Origin of the sequence: Streptomyces noursei ATCC 11455, assembly GCF_001704275.1 — a bacterium.
GTDB lineage: Bacteria > Actinomycetota > Actinomycetes > Streptomycetales > Streptomycetaceae > Streptomyces > Streptomyces noursei.
In genome coordinates, this window is the sequence record NZ_CP011533.1 from 230,464 (window position 1) to 250,785 (window position 20,322).

Annotated in this window: 18 protein-coding genes and 3 pseudogenes; 11 read left to right on the forward strand and 10 right to left on the reverse strand. The window is 63.7% G+C overall.

Annotation, left to right across the window (positions count from 1 at the left end; all coding sequences use genetic code 11):
* Positions 1-177 precede the first annotated feature (177 nt).
* The 5 genes and pseudogenes from SNOUR_RS01020 to SNOUR_RS01040 form a co-directional block, all read right to left on the reverse strand.
* Positions 178-756, reverse strand: a pseudogene (locus SNOUR_RS01020) (transposase); the annotation flags it as partial.
* A gap of 180 nt (positions 757-936) precedes the next feature.
* On the reverse strand, positions 937-1,797 hold the full coding sequence (locus SNOUR_RS01025; protein WP_067343070.1) for a geranyl diphosphate 2-C-methyltransferase: 861 nt from the start codon (positions 1,795-1,797) through the stop codon (positions 937-939).
* Between the two features lie 50 nt (positions 1,798-1,847).
* The gene (locus SNOUR_RS01030; RefSeq protein WP_067343072.1) at positions 1,848-3,245 is read right to left on the reverse strand and encodes a family 2 encapsulin nanocompartment cargo protein terpene cyclase; all 1,398 of its coding nucleotides are present in this window, start codon (positions 3,243-3,245) and stop codon (positions 1,848-1,850) included.
* Positions 3,246-3,283: 38 nt separating this feature from the next.
* On the reverse strand, positions 3,284-4,699 hold the full coding sequence (locus tag SNOUR_RS01035; protein ID WP_067343074.1) for a family 2B encapsulin nanocompartment shell protein: 1,416 nt from the start codon (positions 4,697-4,699) through the stop codon (positions 3,284-3,286).
* 1,841 nt (positions 4,700-6,540) lie between these two features.
* Positions 6,541-7,742 (reverse strand): IS3 family transposase gene (locus SNOUR_RS01040; RefSeq protein WP_376738486.1). Its coding sequence is split into 2 segments (ribosomal slippage): positions 6,541-7,457 and positions 7,457-7,742, totalling 1,203 coding nucleotides; the frame shifts between segments, so codons are not numbered across the junction.
* 696 nt (positions 7,743-8,438) lie between these two features.
* Here SNOUR_RS01040 and SNOUR_RS42110 point away from each other — a divergent pair.
* The 4 genes from SNOUR_RS42110 to SNOUR_RS44385 all read left to right on the forward strand — a co-directional run bounded on the left by SNOUR_RS42110 (position 8,439) and on the right by SNOUR_RS44385 (position 10,774).
* A complete protein-coding gene (locus SNOUR_RS42110; RefSeq protein WP_376738576.1) occupies positions 8,439-9,254 on the forward strand; it encodes a Mu transposase domain-containing protein in 816 nt (271 codons plus the stop codon).
* Between the two features lie 328 nt (positions 9,255-9,582).
* Positions 9,583-9,891 (forward strand): transposase, encoded by a 309-nt coding sequence (locus SNOUR_RS01055; protein WP_067357498.1) that lies wholly within the window; start codon positions 9,583-9,585, stop codon positions 9,889-9,891.
* The gene (locus SNOUR_RS01060; RefSeq protein WP_099055623.1) at positions 9,888-10,589 is read left to right on the forward strand and encodes an IS3 family transposase; all 702 of its coding nucleotides are present in this window, start codon (positions 9,888-9,890) and stop codon (positions 10,587-10,589) included. The genes SNOUR_RS01055 and SNOUR_RS01060 overlap by 4 nt, the downstream gene beginning before the upstream one ends.
* Positions 10,586-10,774 carry an IS3 family transposase gene (locus tag SNOUR_RS44385; RefSeq protein ID WP_099055624.1) on the forward strand — a complete coding sequence of 63 codons (189 nt, stop codon included), beginning with the start codon at positions 10,586-10,588 and terminating at the stop codon, positions 10,772-10,774. The genes SNOUR_RS01060 and SNOUR_RS44385 overlap by 4 nt, the downstream gene beginning before the upstream one ends.
* A 316-nt stretch (positions 10,775-11,090) precedes the next feature.
* Here SNOUR_RS44385 and SNOUR_RS01065 read toward each other — a convergent pair whose 3' ends face one another.
* From SNOUR_RS01065 to SNOUR_RS47730, 3 genes are all read right to left on the reverse strand, one after another.
* Complete coding sequence (locus tag SNOUR_RS01065) at positions 11,091-11,600, reverse strand: transposase family protein (RefSeq protein ID WP_099055625.1); 510 nt, start codon at positions 11,598-11,600, stop codon at positions 11,091-11,093.
* A 122-nt stretch (positions 11,601-11,722) separates the two neighbouring features.
* Complete coding sequence (locus SNOUR_RS47725) at positions 11,723-12,271, reverse strand: IS630 family transposase (protein WP_099055626.1); 549 nt, start codon at positions 12,269-12,271, stop codon at positions 11,723-11,725.
* Positions 12,268-12,819: a helix-turn-helix domain-containing protein gene (locus SNOUR_RS47730; RefSeq protein ID WP_099055627.1), complete on the reverse strand. Its 552-nt coding sequence runs from the start codon at positions 12,817-12,819 to the stop codon at positions 12,268-12,270. The genes SNOUR_RS47725 and SNOUR_RS47730 overlap by 4 nt, the downstream gene beginning before the upstream one ends.
* A gap of 289 nt (positions 12,820-13,108) precedes the next feature.
* Between SNOUR_RS47730 and SNOUR_RS01075 the strand changes: the two genes are divergently transcribed.
* The 5 genes and pseudogenes from SNOUR_RS01075 to SNOUR_RS01090 all read left to right on the forward strand — a co-directional run.
* Positions 13,109-14,122, forward strand: coding sequence for an NAD(P)/FAD-dependent oxidoreductase (locus tag SNOUR_RS01075; protein ID WP_067357500.1), 1,014 nt, complete (start codon positions 13,109-13,111; stop codon positions 14,120-14,122).
* A gap of 67 nt (positions 14,123-14,189) precedes the next feature.
* Positions 14,190-14,690: an ATP-binding protein gene (locus SNOUR_RS01080; RefSeq protein ID WP_079141978.1), complete on the forward strand. Its 501-nt coding sequence runs from the start codon at positions 14,190-14,192 to the stop codon at positions 14,688-14,690.
* Between the two features lie 298 nt (positions 14,691-14,988).
* Positions 14,989-15,351: a thioredoxin family protein gene (locus SNOUR_RS42120; RefSeq protein WP_079141980.1), complete on the forward strand. Its 363-nt coding sequence runs from the start codon at positions 14,989-14,991 to the stop codon at positions 15,349-15,351.
* Between the two features lie 1,863 nt (positions 15,352-17,214).
* Entirely contained in the window at positions 17,215-17,550 is a 336-nt protein-coding gene (locus SNOUR_RS42125; RefSeq protein WP_312631553.1) for a response regulator transcription factor, read from the forward strand.
* A gap of 126 nt (positions 17,551-17,676) precedes the next feature.
* A pseudogene (locus SNOUR_RS01090) lies at positions 17,677-18,201 on the forward strand (transposase); the annotation flags it as partial.
* Between the two features lie 35 nt (positions 18,202-18,236).
* Here SNOUR_RS01090 and SNOUR_RS45870 read toward each other — a convergent pair.
* The gene (locus SNOUR_RS45870; protein ID WP_159425746.1) at positions 18,237-18,524 is read right to left on the reverse strand and encodes a hypothetical protein; all 288 of its coding nucleotides are present in this window, start codon (positions 18,522-18,524) and stop codon (positions 18,237-18,239) included.
* Between the two features lies 1 nt (position 18,525).
* Here SNOUR_RS45870 and SNOUR_RS45875 point away from each other — a divergent pair, with 1 nt between their 5' ends.
* On the forward strand, positions 18,526-18,762 hold the full coding sequence (locus SNOUR_RS45875) for a transposase (protein WP_067357503.1): 237 nt from the start codon (positions 18,526-18,528) through the stop codon (positions 18,760-18,762).
* A pseudogene (locus SNOUR_RS47735) lies at positions 18,759-19,430 on the forward strand (IS3 family transposase); the annotation flags it as partial. The gene SNOUR_RS45875 and the pseudogene SNOUR_RS47735, both read left to right, overlap by 4 nt.
* A gap of 68 nt (positions 19,431-19,498) precedes the next feature.
* Here the strand turns inward: SNOUR_RS47735 and SNOUR_RS01100 are convergent.
* Positions 19,499-20,263: a transposase family protein gene (locus tag SNOUR_RS01100; RefSeq protein ID WP_067343085.1), complete on the reverse strand. Its 765-nt coding sequence runs from the start codon at positions 20,261-20,263 to the stop codon at positions 19,499-19,501.
* Between the last annotated feature and the right edge of the window lie 59 nt (positions 20,264-20,322).

Below are 20,322 nucleotides of genomic sequence, written 5' to 3' on the forward strand. Positions count from 1 at the left end.
AACCTCCGCCACCAGTCCATCAAGTTGATCCGCGTCCAGTCCTGTCGTAACGTTCCAGCCCAACGGCCCTGCCCCGGTAGAAAACTGACGTCGTCGCAAACGTCACGCTACCCAGCAGGACCGCCCTCGTGATCAAGAACAGCAGGCCGAAAACCCCCGTGAATAGACCTCCTGTTTTCGTTCCTTTTCCGTGCCGTAGGCGGCATCGAGGTGGACGGTGGCGTCGTCCGGGAACGGTCCGAGGCGTTCGAGCTTGTGCAGTGTCGGGGCGAGGAGCGGGGAGTCGTGGCGGTTGCTGGGGGCGGTCACCGCGCCGAGCGGGATGCCGGCGGCGTCGGTGGCGGTGGAGCGTTTCATGCCGCCCTTGCGTCGGTCCACCGGCGAGGGACCCGCAATGTCGCCGCCGCAGGGCGCTTTTGTATGGCAGCCGTCGACGGGCAGGTCCGACAGCTCCAGGCCGACGAAGCGGTCGTAGGCCTCCAGCACGATCAGCTCCAGGTGTTCGAACACCCCGGCTGTGATCCATTCGTCACGGCGGGCACGGATGGTCGTCGCCGAGCACGAGTCGTCGGCGACCTTGCGGTAGCCGCAGCCGAACACCAGGACCTGCACGAGCCTGTCGAAGACGGCACGGTCGCTGATGCGACGGCGATGACACCCCAGAGGATGAGCCGGGTCGAACACACCGTGCACAGGCAGCAGTTCCCGGAATTGGTCCCACAGCGGTTCGATAAGCCATGATGGCAGCGCAGGCACGGAGCCCCCCCCCACGATCACAGAGTGTAGGAACTCACATGATCGCGCAGCCCCGTGCCTGCACCCGCGTCCGACCCCTCACACACCGCCTATCCGCGCACGCTGTTACACGATCTTTCGGACGCGCTTGGGAGTGTATGCCTGGATGCCAGGGCGTACATCCCCAAGCGGTCTACGAGCTCAGATTCGGTCGGCAGCGATCAGCAGGTAGTGGAAGCTTCCTTCCTTGTATGCGGTGAGGAAAGACTCCTCGATCCCCGTGGCTACTGCGGACTTCGCCCGCAGTTCCCAGTAGGGGATTGTCTGGGCCGTCAGGTCGACGACGTTGATGGGGACGAGACCGTTGGCGGCCATGGCGTTGAAGTACTCGCTTCTGGGGTGGATGTTGCAGGTGTAGTGCTCGTCGATGCGGCTGACCGCCTTGGAACGGCCACCGGTGACATCGTTGGAGCAGCCGGTGATGCACACGTACCGGCCTCCGTGCATCAGCAGGCGTGAGAACTCGGCGAAGAGTTCGAAGAGGTCCACATACATGGTGGATTCGTCGGTCCAGATGCCGCGATACGAACTGGCTGGGAAACCGGTGTCGAGCATGTTGAGGAAGTGGAAACGCACGTCGTCGGCTACTCCATGCCTCTCGGCCTGGGTGGTGGCGAACTCGACTTGGGACTCGGAGATGGACACACCGTCGATGGGGCAGCCGAACCGGTGGTGGGCCATGAGGCTGGTGCCGCCGCGGCCGGATCCGGCGTCGAGGAGGCGGTCGTTGGCGTGGATGTTGCCGAGGTGGTTGAGGAGGAAATCGGCCTGTGCCGTCTCCATGCGGTGCATTTCCTTGATCACTTGGTCGTCTCGGGCGTCAGCGGAGCCTTTGAGTACAGAGGGGTCGTAGTCGCCGATGCCGTAGTGGTGGTGGTAGAGACCATCGACATCGCCGAGTAGCAGGTTTACTGGGGCCTTCTCGGCGTTCCAATATGCGGCGACCGATTTCTGGTAGGCGGTCCGTAGCACAGGGGAAGATGTGGCCATGGTGGTGGTCATTGAGGCTCCTTGTATTGGGTGCAACCGCCGGCTGTGGAGGTTGCGTTCTGTCAGGTGGTGCTGGAGGGGGTGTGGTATCTGGCGCTGCTGGCGTGCCACTCCCGGTTGCCGCCCGCCCAGGCCCAAGTGCCGGCCAGGAAACGACGCAGTTCCGGGGAACCGGTGGCGGCCAGAACAGCGGCCTCTGCCTCGAAGGTGTGCATGAGCTCGTCGTGGATCTCGACGCTGCGATCGACCGCTTCCTCCAGCGAGCAGTTCTCCTCGCGGGCGATCAGCATGGGAAGGCTGTAGTCCGTGGCATCTTCTTTGCCCATCGAGTACAGATCGTTCACAAGCACGGTCGCGGTGCCCGCCAGGTTGAATGCTCGGCGCACTTGGGGGTGGGAAAACTCGGCCATTGGGATCTCGTAGCCCGCGATGGCGTCGATCAGCACCATGCATGGAATGAAACTGATCTCGTGCCTATGCATCAGGTACTCCCAGACCGGCGGGACCTGCTGCTGTGTGTGCCAGACACCTTCCTGGTTGAACGCGACGAACATGATCGCCAGCTCGTGGCGGAGGCGTCGCACCTGGGTCGTGGTGGCATGGTTGTGGAGGTTGGTCAGGGCGGAGCGCAGTGCCCTGGCGACCGGGTCATGCCGGACGGCCTTCTCCAAGCTTGGCGCGTAGCGCACTGGGAGCTGGGCCTGGTCGATGACTGAGTGGCAGAGGGCAAGGCGCTGGCCAATCAGTCCGTGGCGGGGAGTCTCGACCTCGCCGTCGACGATGTGATCGTCGACCGCCCACTCCGACAGCCCGCACTTTGCCGCGGCCAGTAGGCGATCCGGGTCGTCCGTCTCGGGATGGGCAAGCATCATCAGCCGTCCAAAGTTGGCCGAGCGGACCATGTCGAGGTGACCTGGGTAGATCCCCACCTCCTCAGCCCACGCGACCAGCCGCTCGTTGACCTCCTCACCCAGGACGGGGTCGTCCCGGATGGCGGGCGGACAGTACAAGGTGTGCTGCCGTTGACGGACCGAGGTGGTCTGTTCGCAGCCTGCGTCCCCCTGCCTCTCACCAAAGGGGCGCTGTACATGGGTAATGTGAGTGGTGTAGGAGCCCCCAGTTGGGCTGCTGGGCACCGAAGGCAGGACTGCGGCTCGTTGGCCAAGCGTACTTAGGGTCCTATACCCGTGGCCGTCGGCGAGGGGCCCTACATGGGATGAGGGGGCTGTTGTAGACCGGCCGTGGTCCGTGGACGGTAGTGGGAGGTCCCTGGCCGCTGATGTGCCCAAACCAGTAGGGCCGCTGGGAAGACAGATTGGCACCCACTGTTCCTGCAGTGCGGACGGCGCAGCGAACAGATCCCGCCTCGCGGGACGCGCCGGGTTCGACAGTAAGTCGTCCGCTAAGCGTGCCACTTCATGGGTAGCTGGAACGGCGAAAACTCGGGATAACAACGACACCGTCTTGGACCTCTCTCACTTGCGGATCCGGTGCTCAATCACGCGTGTACCTCGACATTTTCGAGGATGCCAAGCGCATCCGGGACTAGTACAGCGGCGGAGTAGTAGGTGCTGACAAGGTAAGAAATGATGGCCTTCTCGTCGATTCCCATGAATCGCACGTTGAGACCAGGCTCGACCTCATCGGGCAGACCGGTCTGATAGAGGCCGATGACACCTTGGTCCTTCTCTCCGGTCCGCATAGCGATGATCGACGATGTATGGTGTTCCGAGATTGGGATCTTTCCGCACGGTAGAATCGGTACACCCCGCCAAGCGGGAATGTGATGGCCGTCGACATCGATGCTGCCGAAGTAGATCCCCTGCTTGTTGCACGCCTTGCCGAAAGTGGCAATGGCCCGCGGATGAGCGAAGAGGTACTTGGTTCCACTGCGCATGCTCAGCAAATCGTCGAGGTCGTCCGGCGTAGGCGGACCGGAGTGGGTCGGAATGCGCTGGTCGAAGTCAGCGTTATGGAGCAGCCCAAAGTCAGGGTTGTTGACTAGTTCCATCTCCTGACGCTCACGCAGTGCCTCGATGGTGAGACGCAACTGCTGCCGCGTCTGATTCATCGGCTGGCTGTACAGGTCCGCAACCCGGCTGTGCACCTTCAATACCGTCTGCGCCACGCTCAACTCGTACTCACGTGGGTTGAGTTCGTAGTCCACGAAGGCGGTAGGAAGAGTTGGCTCACCCGTGTGGCTGGACAGGAAATCAATCGCTGACTCACCTGCCTTGTTGGTTGGCCTCTCCGCATCGGCGCTACGTCCCCGGACGTGCGACCGCAGTGCTTCGTATTGGTTGGCAACTTCCTTGTATGCACTGTGCGGCAGTGCTAAGACCGTTGTCGCAGTCACCGCACGGGCTGTGAAACCCCACTTCCCACCTGGTCCCGCAAGCACGTTTCCGCCGAAACTGTCTCCGTCGGACAAACGGCCCACAATGGCATCACCATCGTACTTTGCAGGTCTTACTTGCTCCACCTTTCCGTGCGCGATCAGAAATACGTGATCGGCTTTTTTGCCCTGGTGTACGATGACCTGGCCGGGGTCGTACTCCCTCTGGATAAATTTGGCGGCCAGTGCTCCCAATGCCGCGACGTCGTCGAAACCGCGAAGCAACGGAAGTTCAGCCAGCTCAATGGGAACGACGCGAACCGTAGGCCCGTTCTTTTCGAAGGCTACCTTTCCATCCCCGACTGTGAACGACAGGCGCCGGTTCACTCGGTAGGTGCCACCGGGAGTGTTTACCCATGGCAGCATGCGCAGCAGCCATCGTGAGCTGATTCCTTGCATCTGGGGTTCAGACTTGGTGGTGGTCGCAAGGTTCCGCGCTGCCGCGGTGCTCAGGCTAAGTTGCTCTTGCACCTGTTCCTGGTCATTCGTCGCTGACGCAGTTTGCGTCCCTAATGACATTGACTTCCCCTTTCACAGTTGGTGAGGTAACCCTGTATCGCGCAAATGTGGATGCTGGGAAAAGCGTCAAGCTTGAACGCTTGCGCGGGGAGCGCCTGCGATACTGCCATCCTTCCATGCGCGTGTGGAATTTCAATCGGGAGCGCGCCACCCGCAATGCCGCTAAAGGGATCCATGAAAAGCCTCTTAAAGAGGGGTGCTGGCAAAAGGAGAGCTGGCCTAGCGCCCATCCCGTCACGACTTCTTGAATTTCGCAACGCCGCCCTGCTCTGTATCTGACACAGCCGAGACACTCCTGTAGAGTCACGCTGAACCTCTTTCATCCTGGCCCTCCGAGGGAGATGGATGTCAGCGTTTCCAGAGGTCGGTCGTGGTTCATACAGCGTGCCGTACTGAGGATGAAAGAGGTTCAGTCAGAAGCAGCGAAGATCGAATGCTGCGGCCTTTCGGTGAATCGTCAAGCGTGCGTGTGCCGAATGTTACACGTCGGAAGTTCCAGTAAGGGAGGCGGACTTAATTCCTCGATTAAGGAGGGATACGTTTATGCGCACCAAGCCGTGATGAAACGAAGCGCCGGAGGCGCATGAAACGGGGTAAGAGAACACATGAAATATTCCGTCGCGCATCGCCCCGGCTTTAACGAACCCATGGGGTCGGCGTCTGCTGTCGCCGGAAGGCTGAGAAACCTTAATATCGACAAGCGTGCCACGTGTGGAATTTTCGCAGATGTAGCCAACTTTTACGATAACGCTGCGCGAGATTTCGTCCAAACTGGTGAGGCCGACATTAACCCTGCTTACTGCTTGCGCCGGGAAGGCCCCCAATATTGTAGCGCAAAGTGCGAAAAGAGGCAGAGTTAAACGATCTGAAACTCTCGCTCGTGACATACCCTGAGGCCTTTCGGTGAAGTTTACCCCGAACCGCTTACTGGACTCCTTTTGTCTTACCTGTTTGCGTGTCGATGACCTGTCGAGGTGGAAGGGAATCCTCCGACCTGTTAGATCGGTCTCGACTGGCGGAGAATTACTGCTTCCTCATATGGGGTTAAGGGGGACTACCTAAGGCTCTCTCCACCATAAACCCCACCCTTCCACCGTCAACCTGAGGTGACATTTGACGTCGACTGAACCCTTTTTAATCCTGAGTTGAGCGTGCGAGTGTGGTCGATCCCACTACAGGTCAGAGTCGCCGTGGGTTCGTGGAACGCGGAGGAAGGGAAAGTTCCACCGAACTGTGCATGGCGCTCTGTTCGTCAGGTTGACCTGACATGTATCGTCGATTGTGAACGGCGGCGTTGAGGGGAAAAGTACCCCCTGTAAGGGAATCGTTTCCTCGCCCATACAGTATGAACTTCTGTCTCTCCTGGCACAAGCGAGTCCCTCCAAATGAATGAGTGGGAATTCTGCAGGCGGTCGTTATGAGACCGCGATAGGCATTTGACACCCTGCGCCGACTCCCGCTACTCCCAGCGCAATTCAGTCTGGCCCTGCATGACTGTTCAAACTGCGTGATCCACTTGGCACGGGCGAGCCTGCGTTGCGTATCGTGGGCCGACCAGGGCAAGCTCATGCCGGCCCTGCGGAACGCCTCACTCTCTTCGCGAAGAACTGGATGACGAACAGGTCACCGCAAAGACTCTTCGGAGACCAAGAGCCTCTACTCCGTGCGGGTGTACTTTTCACCCGCACGGAACTCACAGGCGGTTGGAAAGTGTGGCTACAGGCAGGCGACGCAAGCGTCATCTGAACCGTTCCGGGTTCGGTAGAGACTCGATCCTCTCAAAGGATCGAGTCTCTACCGAACCCGGAACGGGGGCCTTGACCCTGAATCCTGGACACGGGTTATGCGGCTGGTGTCGGCGTAGTTGATGTTGTTTCGGAGGCTGTCTCGTAGGCGATCGGGCTGCGTTGTCCGAGGCGGGAGTGACGGCGTCGGGTGTTGTAGCGGTTGAGCCAGCGGAACGCGTCGAGGCGAGCCTCGCGTTCACTGGACCAGGTCCTGCGGCCCTGGAGTGTCTCGCGTTTGAACGTTGCGTTGAAGGACTCGGCGAGCGCGTTGTCCGCGCTGGAGCCGATGGCGCTCATGGACTGGCGGACGCCGGCTTGGCGGCAGGCGTCGGCGAAGGCTCGGCTGGTGTACTGGGCCCCGTGGTCGGTGCGCATGACCGCCCCGGCGAGGCTGCCGCGGGTATGTTCGGCGGCGGCCAGGGCGTCGGTCACGAGGTCGGTACGCATGCGGTCCGCGATCGCCCAGCCGACCAGGCGGCGTGAGGCGAGGTCGATGACAGTGGCCAAATACAGGAACTTCCCGCCGTCCAGCGGGAGATAGGTAATGTCGCCGACGTACTTCGTGTTCGGCTCGCTTGCCGTGAAGTCGCGGCCGATGAGGTCCGGGGCCTTCGCCGCGGCCGGGTCCGCGACAGTGGTGCGATGCCTGCGACGCAGCCGCACGCCTGCCAGGCCGATGCTGCGCATCACCCGCGCGATCCGCTTGTGGTTGACGCGCTCACCCGCCTCGCGGAGCTCGGCGGTGATCCTGGGGACGCCATAGGTGCCGTCCGACTCACGGTGCACGGCCCGTATCCGGACGGCGAGGCGAGCGTCGGCCGCCGCCCGGGCGGCCCGATCCGCGGCCGTCCGACGCCAGTAGTAGAAACTGGAACGGGCGATGCCGAGGATGGTGCACAGCCGCTTCACGCCGTAGCGGCGCTGGTGGTCGGCAACGAACTGGAAGCGGTTCACCAGCGCGTCTCCCCGGCGAAATACTTCGCCGCCTTGCGCAGGATCTCGCGTTCCTCCTCCAGCTCGCGGACCTTCTTCCGCAGAGCGGCGTTCTCCGCCTCCAACGGCGTCGGCGGCTCGGTCGGCACCTCCGCCCGCCGCCCCCTCGGCCGGCTCGCGCCAGCTGCCCGGACCCAGTTCCGCAAGGTCTCGGGATTGATCCCCAGATCGGCAGCGACCTGCCGGATCGTCGCCCCGGGCCGCGACTGGTACAACGCGACCGCGTCCACCTTGAACTGCGGCGGATAGTTCTTCATGACCACGAGATGCCCGTTCTCAGATCCTCAGGATCCAGTGTCTCGCGTGTCCAAGACCAGGGGGCAAGGCCCAAAACTGGATCAGCCGTCTACTGGACACCCCCGCTACGGACGGTGCGATGCTCCAGGGATCCGTGTTCGAGCGAGGCCAGCCGTGACAGCGCGACGGCCGTTGCCTCAACTCTCGCTGCGTATGAACCGGCACAGCTCCGGTTGAAAGCCCAGCCAGTGGGAATCACCGATCACCGTTCCGCCCCTCTCAGGATGCGCAGTGTCGCCGACTTCGCTTGCTTCGTGGAGACCTGCCAGTACGTCCCATCACGCTGGAGCTCCACGACGGTGTCGCAGAAGGCCAGGCCATCACATCAGCGGGGAGGGAACACGATGGTCGCGGACAGATCATGTGTCGGTGGCGGGTGACCCTCTGACGACGCGTCCGGCGAAGGGCCGGGGGCGATAGCGGTCGAGGTGCAGATCCGGGAACTGCTGCGTCAGACGCCAACGATGCCGGCGACGGTGAGCGCCAAGCGGATCGGCTGGGAGAGGGATAACGATCCTCAAGGAGGATTTCCGTGAGCTTCGGCCTGCTTATGCGCCGGTCGATCCGGTGTCGCGGACGACGTATCGTCCTTGCGCACTGTGATACCCGCCGTCGGCATCCCCCTGAGCTATGGTCAAACCAGGCGGCCGCCGGTGCTGGTCATGGTGTCGGGCTATTCGCGGGTGACCACCGCCAGGATGCTGGCGTCGCGGAAGACCGGTGATCTGATCGACGGACACTGGCGGCTGCTGACCGCGTGGGGTCGTGTTCCCAAGATGCTGGTTTGGGACAACGAAGCCGGCGTCGGCCAGGGCCGGCCGACCTCGAAGTTCGCCGCGTTCGCCGGCCTACACCAAGATCTATCTGTGTCGCCCGCGGGATCCGTAAGCGAAAGGGCTGGTGAAGCGGGCCAACGGCTATCTGGAGACCTCCTTCCTGCCCAGTCGACACTTCAGCGGTCCAGACGACTTCAACGCCCAGCTGACGGCCTGGCTGTCGCCAATCGGCGTGTCCACCGCACTTTGGGGACTCGTCCGACAGACCTGTGGGAGGCCGGCCGCGCCGGGATGCTCACCTTGCCGCCGGTGGACCCGCCAGCCTGGTGGCGCCTTTCCACCAGGCTGGGCCGAGACCACTATGTCTGCGACACCTGCGACTACTCCGTCGCCCCCACCGCCATCGGCCGCCAGGTGACCGTCCTGACCGATAATGACCGTGTGATCGTCCTGACTGCCGACGGGGAGATCGTCGCCGAACACTCCCGCTGCTGGGCTCGCCACCAGACCCTGACCGATCCTGAGCATGCCGAAGCCGGCGAGCGGATGCGTCACCAGACTCACCACCACCACCATCGTCACACGGGTCAGATCCATGCCGTCGGCCCAGGCTCGATGGTGGAGGTCGAACAGCGAGAGCTGGGCAGTTACGACCGGCTGTTCACCGTCATCGACGGCGGCGCCGACAAGGAGGCCGGCTGATGCCCCGCACTGCCGAGGTCCTCGACACCGCGAACAGCATCGACGCGGACACCGCCCAGGCCGCCGGCCACCGAACCAGCCGACAGACCTCCTCTGACCTGGCGTTCTTGGCCCACGCGATGAAAGCAGCTGCCCTGCTGGACGCCGCGGAACGTCTGGAAGAACGGGCCATGCCGAATACCTCGTCGCCTGCCTCCAGCGGGAGGTGGCCGCCCGAGAATCCCACGGCGGCGAAGCACGGATCCGGGCGGCCGGCTTCTGAGGTTCCCCCGAGATGCGGATGGAGTTGACAGGGGGGCAGATGGGACTCATGGGAGGACCTGTGACCGTGGCTGCACCCAGGAAGTATCCGTTGGAGTTGCGGGAGCGTGCGGTGCGGATGTATCGCACCACGGAGCCGAGGCCGCAGATCAAGCGGCTGGCGGTAGATCTCGGGGTGTATCCCGAGGCTCTGCGGGGCTGGATCCGGCAGGCCGAGGCCGATGCCGGCGAGCGCGACGACTGGCTCACCACTGAGGAGCGGGCCGAGCTGGTGGCCCTGCGCAAGGAGAACACCCAGCTCAAGCGGGCCAACGACGTCCTGCGGACGGCCTCGGCGTTTTTCGCGGCGCAGCTCGACCCGACCCGGTCCAGGTGACGGCGCTCGTTGACGAGCATCCCCGCCTGGGGGTCGAGTGCGTACTTCGGGAACTGCACATCCCTTCCTCCACCTACTACCGGTGGCGCCGTGCCGAGCGCGAGCCGTGCGAGCGGCGGCGCCGCGACACGGAGCTGACGGAGCAGATCTGCACCATCCACGCCGACTCGGGCGGGATCTACGGCTCGCCGCGGGTGCACGCCGTCCTGAAACGCGAGGGCGTGGCGGTGGGCCGCAAGCGGGTGGAGCGCCTGATGCGCGAGGACGGCCTGGCGGGCGTGAGACCGCGGCGCAAGAGCGGTTTCACGCGCCGGGACCCGAAGGCCGCCCTGGCCCCGGACCTGGTCAACCGGGACTTCACCGCGCCGGCGCCGAACCGGCTGTGGGTCAGCGACCTCACGATGATCCCCACCCTCGAGGGCCCAGTGTGGCTCTCGGCGATCCGGGATGCGTTCTCGCGGCGGGTGGTGGCATGGGAGACCTCCGCCCGTGCCGATGCGGACCTGGTGCTGACCACGCTCGAGTACGCCCTCGCCTCCCGCGAGGCCGAGCCCGGACAGCTCATTCACCACGCCGACCACGGCTGTCAGTACACATCCGTGAAGCTGGCAACCCGGCTGGTCAGGGCAGGCGTTGAGGCATCCATGGGCTCGGTCGGCACTCGTACGACAACGCCCTCGCGGAGAACTTGTGGATGATCATCAAGACGGAGTGCATCCGCGGCCACGTCTTCGCCACACGTGCCGAGGCGAACCTCGCGCTCTTCAAGTACATCGACGGCTTCTACAACCCCCGGCGCATCCAGAAACGACTCGGCTACCTCAGCCCGATCGAGTTCGAGGAGAAGCACTACGTCGAACAGGCAACGACCGAACGAACCTGAAACCCCGTCACCCCCTCCTGACCAGCTGATCAGCACTTCTCGCACAGCGGGGGAAGCTCACACAGCGGTTCGATAAGCCATGATGCCAGCGCAGGCACGGAGCCCCCCACGATCACAGAGTGTAGGAACTCACATGATCGCGCAGCCCCGTGCCTGCACCCGCGTCCGACCCCTCACACACCGCCTATCCGCGCACGCTCCAAGTCGGCGGATCTGGACCTGGCCGTGCCTGGAGTCGAGGGTGCGTCAGTGCAGTGAAATCTGCTTCCAGGGCCAGGGCTGATTCATAGTCCGGTGGTCCGGGTGTCTTCGCAGGTCACGGGAGTTTCAGCAGGTCGAGCGGCCGGGTGAACGGCTCGTAGGAGATCTCCCGGAGCCCGGCGGCGATGCTTGTGTAACCCTCCGTCCGCAGGATGTTGATCGCCAGGTTGCGGAAGGTGGCCATGTTCGCCGGCCCGGGCCCGGTGCGGATTTTCGAGGCGTCCTCGCTGAACGTTACGTCCCAGACGTGATGGACGGCCTCGATGCCCCACTGGGACCAGGCGATCTTTCCCAGTGCCGCCGGATGGGTGGTGGTGCGGGCGCCGAGGCGGGCCAGAGTGTGCTGCGGAGCGGACCGGGCCCACTGGCCGATCACGGCGTAGGACTTCGAGCCTGTCAGGACAGCCGCGCAGGCGGTGAGCAGGATGCTGACCAAGTGGTGGCGCCTGCCGCGGCGGTCGCGAGGGTCGGGAAGGGCCGTCAGCCGTGCGGCCAGATCGGGCAGCGAACGCTGCTCCGGGACGGGCGACTTGGTCAGGCAGGGCATGGCAGACTGGCGGCACATCAAAGCTCCGGCGGTTCGGGCGACTTGGAGGTCCCCTTGATCGTCGGAGCTTCGTTGCGTGTGGAGCGGGGATTGTGATGGACCGTCATGATGCTGTGACCTGCGGGTTTACTAGTGGCTCGTCACGCTGTCTTGGCGGGGTAATGAGTCCATGTTCGGATCGTTGAGTCTGGGGCGAAGTGTGTCTTCGGTTTCGTGTGAGTGTTGCGCCAGCGGACGTAGGCTCCGATGGCGGCGTTCTGCTCGTCGTGGCTGCGGTGGTCGGTGCCGTTGAGCGCGAAGTAGCGCAGGGCTGCGAACTCGGCCTCGATCCAGTTCAGCCAGGAGCCGTAGGTCGGCAGGAAGACCAGCTCGATGCCGTTGTCGGCCGCCCAGGTGCGGACCTCGGTGTGTTTGTGCGGGGAGAAGTTGTCCAGCACCACGTAGAACTTCTGACCGGGCCAGCGGGCGCGCAGGGCCTTGAGGAGGCCGAGGAACTCTCGCCACCGCTTGCGCGGGCGGATGCGGTAGTACAGCTTGCCGGTGGCCAGATCGAGGGCGGCCAGCATGTGCCGCACTCCGCTTGTGCGGCGGTAGGTGGCCCGCAGCCGACGCGGGCGTCTGGCCGGCCCCCATGCCTTGCCCTTGCGGGGCATCAGGTTCAGCGGCCCGAACTCGTCGACGCATATCACCCGCCCGTCGGTGGGCGGGTGTCGTACAACGCCAGGACGCGGTGCATCTTGGCGATGAACTCCGGGTCGGTGGACGCCTTCCAGGTCGTGGTGGTCTTCCAGGAGACCTTGCCCTCGCGCAGGATCCGACGCAGGGTCTCTCGGCTGATGGACGTGGTGACGTTCTGCCTGACCAGATGCTCGGCGAGCTTGGCAAGGCTCCAGGTGGAGAACGCGGTGATCTTCCAGTCGGTGGGGGACGTCCGGGCGATCAGGCAGATGTGCTCACGCACCTCATCGCTGATCGTCTTGGGGCGTCCCCCGCTCCATTTTGGGTCCAGCGCGTCAAACCCCCGCTCGTTGAAGGCGTGGATGACCTCGCGAACGTAGCCCTCTCCGACCTGCATCAATGTCGTGATGTCCTTGACCGTCTGGCCCTGGGCGGACATGAGGACCACGATCGCCCGGCGGAGTTTCACCGGGTCCCTCGCGCTCCGGCTGATCCGCTGCAGCTTCCGGCCCTCGTCCACTGCGACCGGCCGGACGAACACACTCGGTCGACGTCCCACAACCACCTCCAAGACCAGGACTTGGAGACAGTCTGCTCGCCGACGACCAGCACATCGATTACCCGACCAAGGCTGTGTGACGAGCCACTAGCCCTGCAGTCGGCGCCCGGAGGCTGTATGAGCCCGCTCTCGCCGCCTGGGTTACCCAGTGGAGCAGTAAATGCCTGGGGAACAGCAGATGTACTGCCCTTGTACGGCACGCTTCCCATCTTCCTGTTTGTCCCAGAAACAGCAACAAATATTGTGATTGTCTCGTGGCCATCGCAGCCTGAGGGCGGAGGTGATCGCGATGAACGATTCTGTATACGACGTGGTGGTGGGGGGGGCCGGGGCGGCCGGCCTGAATGCCGCCCTGGTGCTGGGGCGGGCTCGCCGCCGAGTGGCAGTGGTGGACGCCGGAGAGCCGCGCAATGCCCCGGCTGCACACATGCAGGGTTTCCTGTCCCGGGACGGGATGCCCCCGGGGGATCTGCTCACGGCGGGCCGGGCCGAGGTGGCCCGGTATGGCGTGAGCATGATCAAGGGCTGGGTCGAGGACATTACCCATGGCTTCTTCGTGCGTCTGGCCGGTGGTGCGACGCTCAAGGCGCGCCGGGTACTGGTGGCCACTGGGCTGCATGACGAAGTACCCGCTATCCCCGGGGTTCGGGAACGGTGGGGGCGGGATGTGCTGCACTGCCCGTATTGCCATGGGTATGAGGTCCGTGACCAGCCGATCGGTGTTATCGGCAACCCGCATGGCTCCCCTGGCTTCTCCGTCCACCAGACGCTGCTGCTGACGCAGTGGTCGGATGACGTGGTCTTCTTCCCGCACACCCTCGAGCTTGTCGAGCAGGAACGGGAGAAGATCACCGCCCTAGGCGTGCGGATCAACGAGGGTGAGGTGGAACGCCTGGTGACAGACAGCGATCGGCTGCGCGGGGTCCAGCTGGGCGGAGGCCGCGTGGCACCCCGGTCAGCGGTGTTCGTCGGACCTCGTTTCGTGCCCCACGATGCCCTGCTGACCTCCCTCGGCTGTGCCAGGAGTGAGAACGGCTGGGTGAGCACCGATCCCACAGGCCGTACCAGCGTCTTCGGAGTGTGGGCGGCTGGCAACGTCACCGACCCCCGTGCCCAGGTGATCACCGCGGCCGGTATGGGTTCTGCTGCTGCCATCGCTATCAACGTCAGCCTGCTGGACGAGGACGCCGACCGGGCCGTCGAAGCGTACCGGTCGGCAGGCCAGCACTACCCCACCGCACTGGAGTGGGGCAAATGGCAAGCCATCCAGGCTGTTCTCGCTAACCGAGGCCACGCCTTCTGACCGTCCCGGCCACACCAGCGTTCAATCACCGGGCGCCGGGCCCCGCAGCTGCAAAAGAGACCTCGTCATGCCCGCGAACCGTGCCACCGAGCAGACCTTCCCCAGACGCGTACTGTCAGCTTCCGGTGCAGATGTCGTCCTGGCTCCTACGCCTTGTTCTGCAGCCTCTGCACGTCGCATCGTCGTGGCCATGGTGCGCGACGACCGGGAACTGGCCGACCGCGGCCAACTGCTGATCTCCGAAGCAGTAACCAACGTTATCGCGCATACCGACAGCGATTCGGTACGGGTATTCCTCAGCGTTGATGATTGCTCCGGCTCTCTGTTGTGCGGTGTCTTTGACACCTGCACTCACGTCCCCCACCTCTCGGTTGCCTCCCAGGACACGCTCGCGCCTGCCGGCGAGGCAATCAAGATCGCAGAGTCCGGGCGGGGTCTCACCTTGATCAACGGCCTCAGCGATGCCTGGGGATTTGCGAGAGCATCCGACGGCAAGTGGCTCTGGTTCAGCCTCCTCCCCAGCCACGATCAGCAGTCTGAAACGGCCACACACCATACGCATCCATGACCGTCGCTCCCGGCTGCCCGATACCTGGCGAAGACACCGCACGCCCCTGCCCCCGGAACTTCTGAGACAGCGACACTGCCATCCCACCTGAAACGGAGAAGCTCATGAATCGAACCTGGCTCGGTTACCTCAACCAGTTGCTCTGTCGCCGAGACGTGATCCACCGGCCAAGTGCCGAGTGAGGTGGCGGGCAGCCAAGACTGCTCTCGCCAACTCAGTCCTCCCTCCCTGATCGTCCCCGTCGTATCCAGCCTTGACCGCCGGATACCGGAGACAACAGCCAAAAAGGAGAGCTATCGTGCCCGTAAACCATGTCACCGAACAATCATTCTCAATGAACGTCCTGCAAGCAAAGCGGACCGTTCTGGTCGCGTTCTGGGCCCCGTGGTGCGTCGCCTGCCGCCAATCCGCTCCGATCTTGGAGCAACTGGCCGTCGAGCACGCTGGAGTGCTCGAAGTAGTCAAGGTCAACGTCGACGAGGAACCCGCGCTGGCGGCCCAGCACGGTGTCGCTGCTCTTCCCTCCTTCACTGTCTACACCGGTGGCAGCCAGCGTTGTTCTTGGCTTGGTGCAGCTCCCAAGACCGCCATGGAACAGACACTCGCGGAGTGCCTCAACGGGTATACAAGCATTCCTGCCCCTCGCCCGCCCCTTCCCTGAGCAGGAGTAGGAACAGTTGGATGAATACACATCACATCGCCTACATCGATGGGAATTCACCAGGCACTGTCAAGAGGACCGTGGAGTCGACTTGCACACGCGCTCCCTGTGGCCAGCGGCAAACCGGCTGCGGGACCCATTCCACACCTGGGTTCCACGCCCCACTTCTGACCGTCGCATCCTCGACACCATGAACGTGGGCAGCGAATCGGCCGTCTGTCTTCTCGCCCAATACTTCCCTCAGGCCCAGATCGTCGCTGTCAACTGTTCCCCACCTGCTGTGAGGTCCCCGTACACGAGCGTCCCAACAGCGCCTGTCCGGAACGGCTTCCAATCAAGCTGGTCCGCTCGGCGGGTTCGACGCTCTTGTCGCCACAGATCTGCTCTGAACCCGTCTCGCCGTTCACCATCTGGGCGGCCCAGCGGGCTCCGATGGGGATAAAGACCTGCCGGATCCTCGGATGGTCTTCCAGCCAGACTGTGGTGCAAGGAGAGGTTGTCTGTGACCGCAACAATGTATCTCGCGGCGCCTTCCATGCCCGCTCCAGCCGACGCACCCCCGCGTCCTCACCCTGATCGCGGCTCTGCCGTGCCCGCAACACCACCGGCCAACACCCACCCCGAACAGCCGAATCCACCTTGCTACAAGGTGTTGTGCCCACAGAAAGCGGAACTCAGCGCTAGAGGGCGATTGATCTGATCCTCGAAGACCAACAGGCTCAGGAACGCGTGGGGTCCGACGCTCTCTATCTCGCCACCATCACCCACGCCGCGCCAGGCCCGATACGTTTTTAGGAAGTCAATGAGCCTGTTTCATCCTCGGCTCGATGTGCAGCACCAACCACATCTGACCTGCGGAAACACTGTCGTCCGTCACCCTCGCAACCCCAGGATGAAAAAGGCTCAATGCTGGTACTGGATGCCGCCATCATCGTGCAGACAAGCGGCCTTGACCGTCTACACCTACCTGGCCAGGCTGCTGATCGAGATCAGCAGCCTGGCCAAACCGAGGAGGTCGCCGGCGAGGGTGGCGGCGACCTGCAGGTTGAACCCGGTGTCGCGGTGCTTGCCGCAGAACATCGTGCCCTGGCTTGTCCAGTCCCACGTCGTGACCAGGTGCCATCGACCAGGACGATCCGCCCGGCAGACGCCTTGGCCGGATCGGGAACGTGGCGGGCCAGGACCTTCTCCACCACCGGCAGCAGGGCCGTCCATCGTCTGGAGACAGTGGCCTGGGAGATCCCGAACAGTTCTACGGCCGCCTCCTGCACCGGGTTCTGCCGCAGCAGGAACAGCACCAGCACCACCGACTTGTACAGGCCCAGCGCCCACATCCGCCCCGGTGACACCGGCGGATCCGGGTCCTCCACGAGCTCTTGGTGGACCCGTGTGACCAGCCCATCAAGTTGATCGGCATCCAGCCCTGTCGTAACGTTCCAGCCCAACGGCCCTGCCCCGGCAGAAAACTGACGTCGTCGCAAACGTCACGCTACCCAGCAGGGCCGCCCTCGTGATCAAGAACAGCAGGCCGAAAACCCCCGTGAATAGACCTCCTGGTAAGGATCACCATCGGCGGCAAGGCCGCCGACACCCACCCACAGGGCACCCAATACGCCGATGTCTCTCTACTCTTGCTGGACTACGTCACCATTGTCATAGCCGCCCGCGTCATAGCCTTTGCGACTGCCTTGTACATCACTCTCGACACTGTGGCGAGTCTTCCAACCCTTTAACACCCGCCCATTGGACGTCACCGGCAGCAACACAGCCCTGGCGCCGGCAATGTACTTGTCTCTTACAAGATCGAACTGCCTGCCAGCACCACACTCAGCCCCTTCTCTGCAGCTCCGAGGGGAAAACGCTATGCCCGACCCCGGAACGCCCTGCACCAGCCATCCGACCGCTCCACTGTCCCTCTTCACCGACCACCAGCGCACCAACGCTGAGACGCCACAGAACAGCACCGCCCTAACACCTGCCGAACTGGAAGTACTCCAGCTACTGCCAAGCGAACTCACCGTCGGCGAAATCGCGGCCATGCGCCACGTCTCCACCAACACCGTCAACACACAGCTGAAGAGCATCTACCGCAAACTGGGCGTCCGACGACGACTCGGAGCCATCAACGCGGCTCGACAACAAGCCCTCCTCCCCTCCCACCACATACCCCTCAAGCCTCACCCAAACAGGACCGAGTGAGCTCCCTCACTCCCCGAAGTGCGGAAGGGGGGTCGGGCCGGGCCTGTAAAAAGAACGGTGTAACTCCGATCTTGGAGGATTGCACCTGTGACCAGCGAGAACATAGCCGGGGAAACGTCCGGGCCCGTGGCAGTGGAGACACCGTCGCCTGCAGCGGACGAGCGGTTCATCGAGGAACTTGTCGCCCGGGCCCAGGCCGACGGGCTGCAGCTGACCGGTGAGGGCGGACTGCTGCAGCAGCTGACGAAGCGCCTGCTGGAGTCCGCGCTCGAAGGCGAGCTGAGTGACCCCCTCGGCTATGACAAGCACGATCCGGCCGGCAAGAACGGCGGCAACTCGCGTAACGGCAAGCGGGCCAAGACCGTCCTGACGGACGTCGGGCCGGTCGAGACCGAGGTCCCCAGGGACCGGGAGGGCTCGTTCGAGCCGCAGATCGTCAAGAAGCGGCAGCGGCGGCTGACCGGCGTCGACGAGATGGTCCTGTCCCTGTCCGCGAAGGGGCTCACCCATGGCGAGATCTCGGCTCACCTGGCCGTGGTGTACGGCGCCGAGGTCTCCAAGACCACCATCTCCACGATCACCGACGCAGTGATGGAGGGCATGTCCGACTGGCAGAACCGACGCCTCGACCGCGTCTATCCGGTCGTCTTCGAGTAATAGTCAAGACCTGTGGATCTTGAAGCAGTTCAGGCTGCGTTGGTCTCGGGACGTTCGATGAGGTGTCCGCGTTCGAAGCGGGCCCCGGCACGGATGAGGCCGACGAGGTGGGGTGCGTTCACGGCCCGCCACCGCTGTTGGGCGGACTCGACGAGCTTGAAGACCATGGCCAGCGCGGCGGCCGCGCTGCCGGCACCTCGGGTGACCTTGGTCCGCAGCCGGACAGTGGCAAAGGTTGACTCAATCGGGTTCGTCGTGCGCAGGTGGATCCAATGCTCGGCGGGGTTCAGTCCCGAATTTCGGGACGAGGCGGTCAAGATGGTGGTTGTGGAGTCCCGCCTGATCGCTGAGGTCGCCCGAGAGATACAGGTGAACGAGGGAACGCTGGGCACCTGGGTCAGCCGGTACCGGCAAGAGCACGCCGGTGAGGAGCCCCCGTTGAACATCAGCGAACGTGCCCGCCTTCGCGAATTGGAACGTGAGAACCGGGAACTCCGTATGAAGACCGAGTTCCTGGGAAAAGCTGCGGCCTTCTTCGCCCAGGAATACCGGTGACGGAGAAGTACGAGTTCATCGACGGCGAGTCTGACAACTTTCCCGTGCAGCAGATGTGCGCCTGGGCGGGAGTGTCCACGTCGGGCTTTTACCATTGGAGATCGAGGCCATTGTCGGCCACGGCGAAGCGCCGTGCAGAACTGAAGACCGTCATCCTCCAGGTCTTCTCTGACTCGCAGGAGACCTACGGCTACCGGCGTGTCCACGCCGCGCTCCAGCGAATGAACGTGCAGGCCGGAGCAGAACTGGTCCGCGCGCTGATGCGCGAGCTCGGTCTGGTGCCGTGCCAGCCGCGGCCCTGGCGGGCGACCACGATCGCCGATGATGCGGCGCCGGCCACGCCAGACCTTCTGGCCCGTGACTTCACCGCTGACGCTCCCGGGCGCAAACTGGTCAGCGATATCACCTACGTTCACACCTGGGCCGGGTTCCTTTATCTCGCAACCGTCATCGACTGCCACACCATAGCTGTGGTCGGCTGGGCGATGGCCGACCACATGAAGACCTCTCTCATATCGGATGCACTCGATATGGCGGCCCGGAACATCGACCTCGCCGAAGGCTGCATATTTCATTCCGATCGCGGCAGTCAATACACGTCTCGGGAACTTCGTCGTAAGCTCGGCTCGTTGGGCCTGCGAGCTTCGGTCGGCCGCACCGGTGTCTGTTGGGACAATGCGATGGCTGAATCCTTCTTCGGCGCCCTCAAAAACGAACTCGTGAGCCTTTTCCAACCTCAGGTTGTGGTGTTGAGGGTCAGGGTGAGGATGGCTTGGGCGGTGTGGGTGATGCGGGTGGTGCTGCAGCGGAGCTTCCTGAGGAGACGCCAGTTCTTGAGGGTGGCCATGGCGCGTTCGCCGAGGGCGCGGATTTTTGCGTGGGCACGGTTGACGGCTTGCTGACCGTGGGAGAGGTGCTTCCAACGGCCGCGATACGGGACACGGACGGTGCCGCCGGCGCCTTGGTATCCCTTGTCCGCCCAGCATGTGACGCCACATGAGGCGAGAGCCTCGATGATGCTGTGGGTTCGGGCGGCTTTGATGTCGTGGACGGCTCCTGGCAGTGCGGGTGAGGCCCATAGGATCCGGCCGAAGGGGTCGGCGAGGACTTGCACGTTCATGCCGTGCCGCTTGTGTTTCCCGGAGTAGTACGGGCGGTCGGCGGCGACGCGGTCGATGGGGAGTAGTGTCCCGTCGAGGATCACGAAAGCCTTGCCTGCCGCGGTCTTCATCGCCTGCTGCAACGTCGGGGCAAGAGCGGCCAGGACGCCGATGCCCTCGTGGACGTAGCGGCACACGGTGGCGATACCGATCGCGAAGCCCGCTGCGAGGCGGGCATAGGTGTCCCCGCAGCGCAGGTGCGCCAGGACCAGAAGGGCCTGTCGGCCTGCAGTCAGCCGACGCCACCGCGTCCCGATCTGCCGACGATGGACTGTCAGGCGGCCGGCGAGGAACTGCAGGGACGCGCTGGACAGATCGATCGCCGACGGGTAGACAAGCACACGAAGCTCCTGGTGGGACACAGTTGATCTTGGTCGACAACCCGTCTACCAGGAGCTTC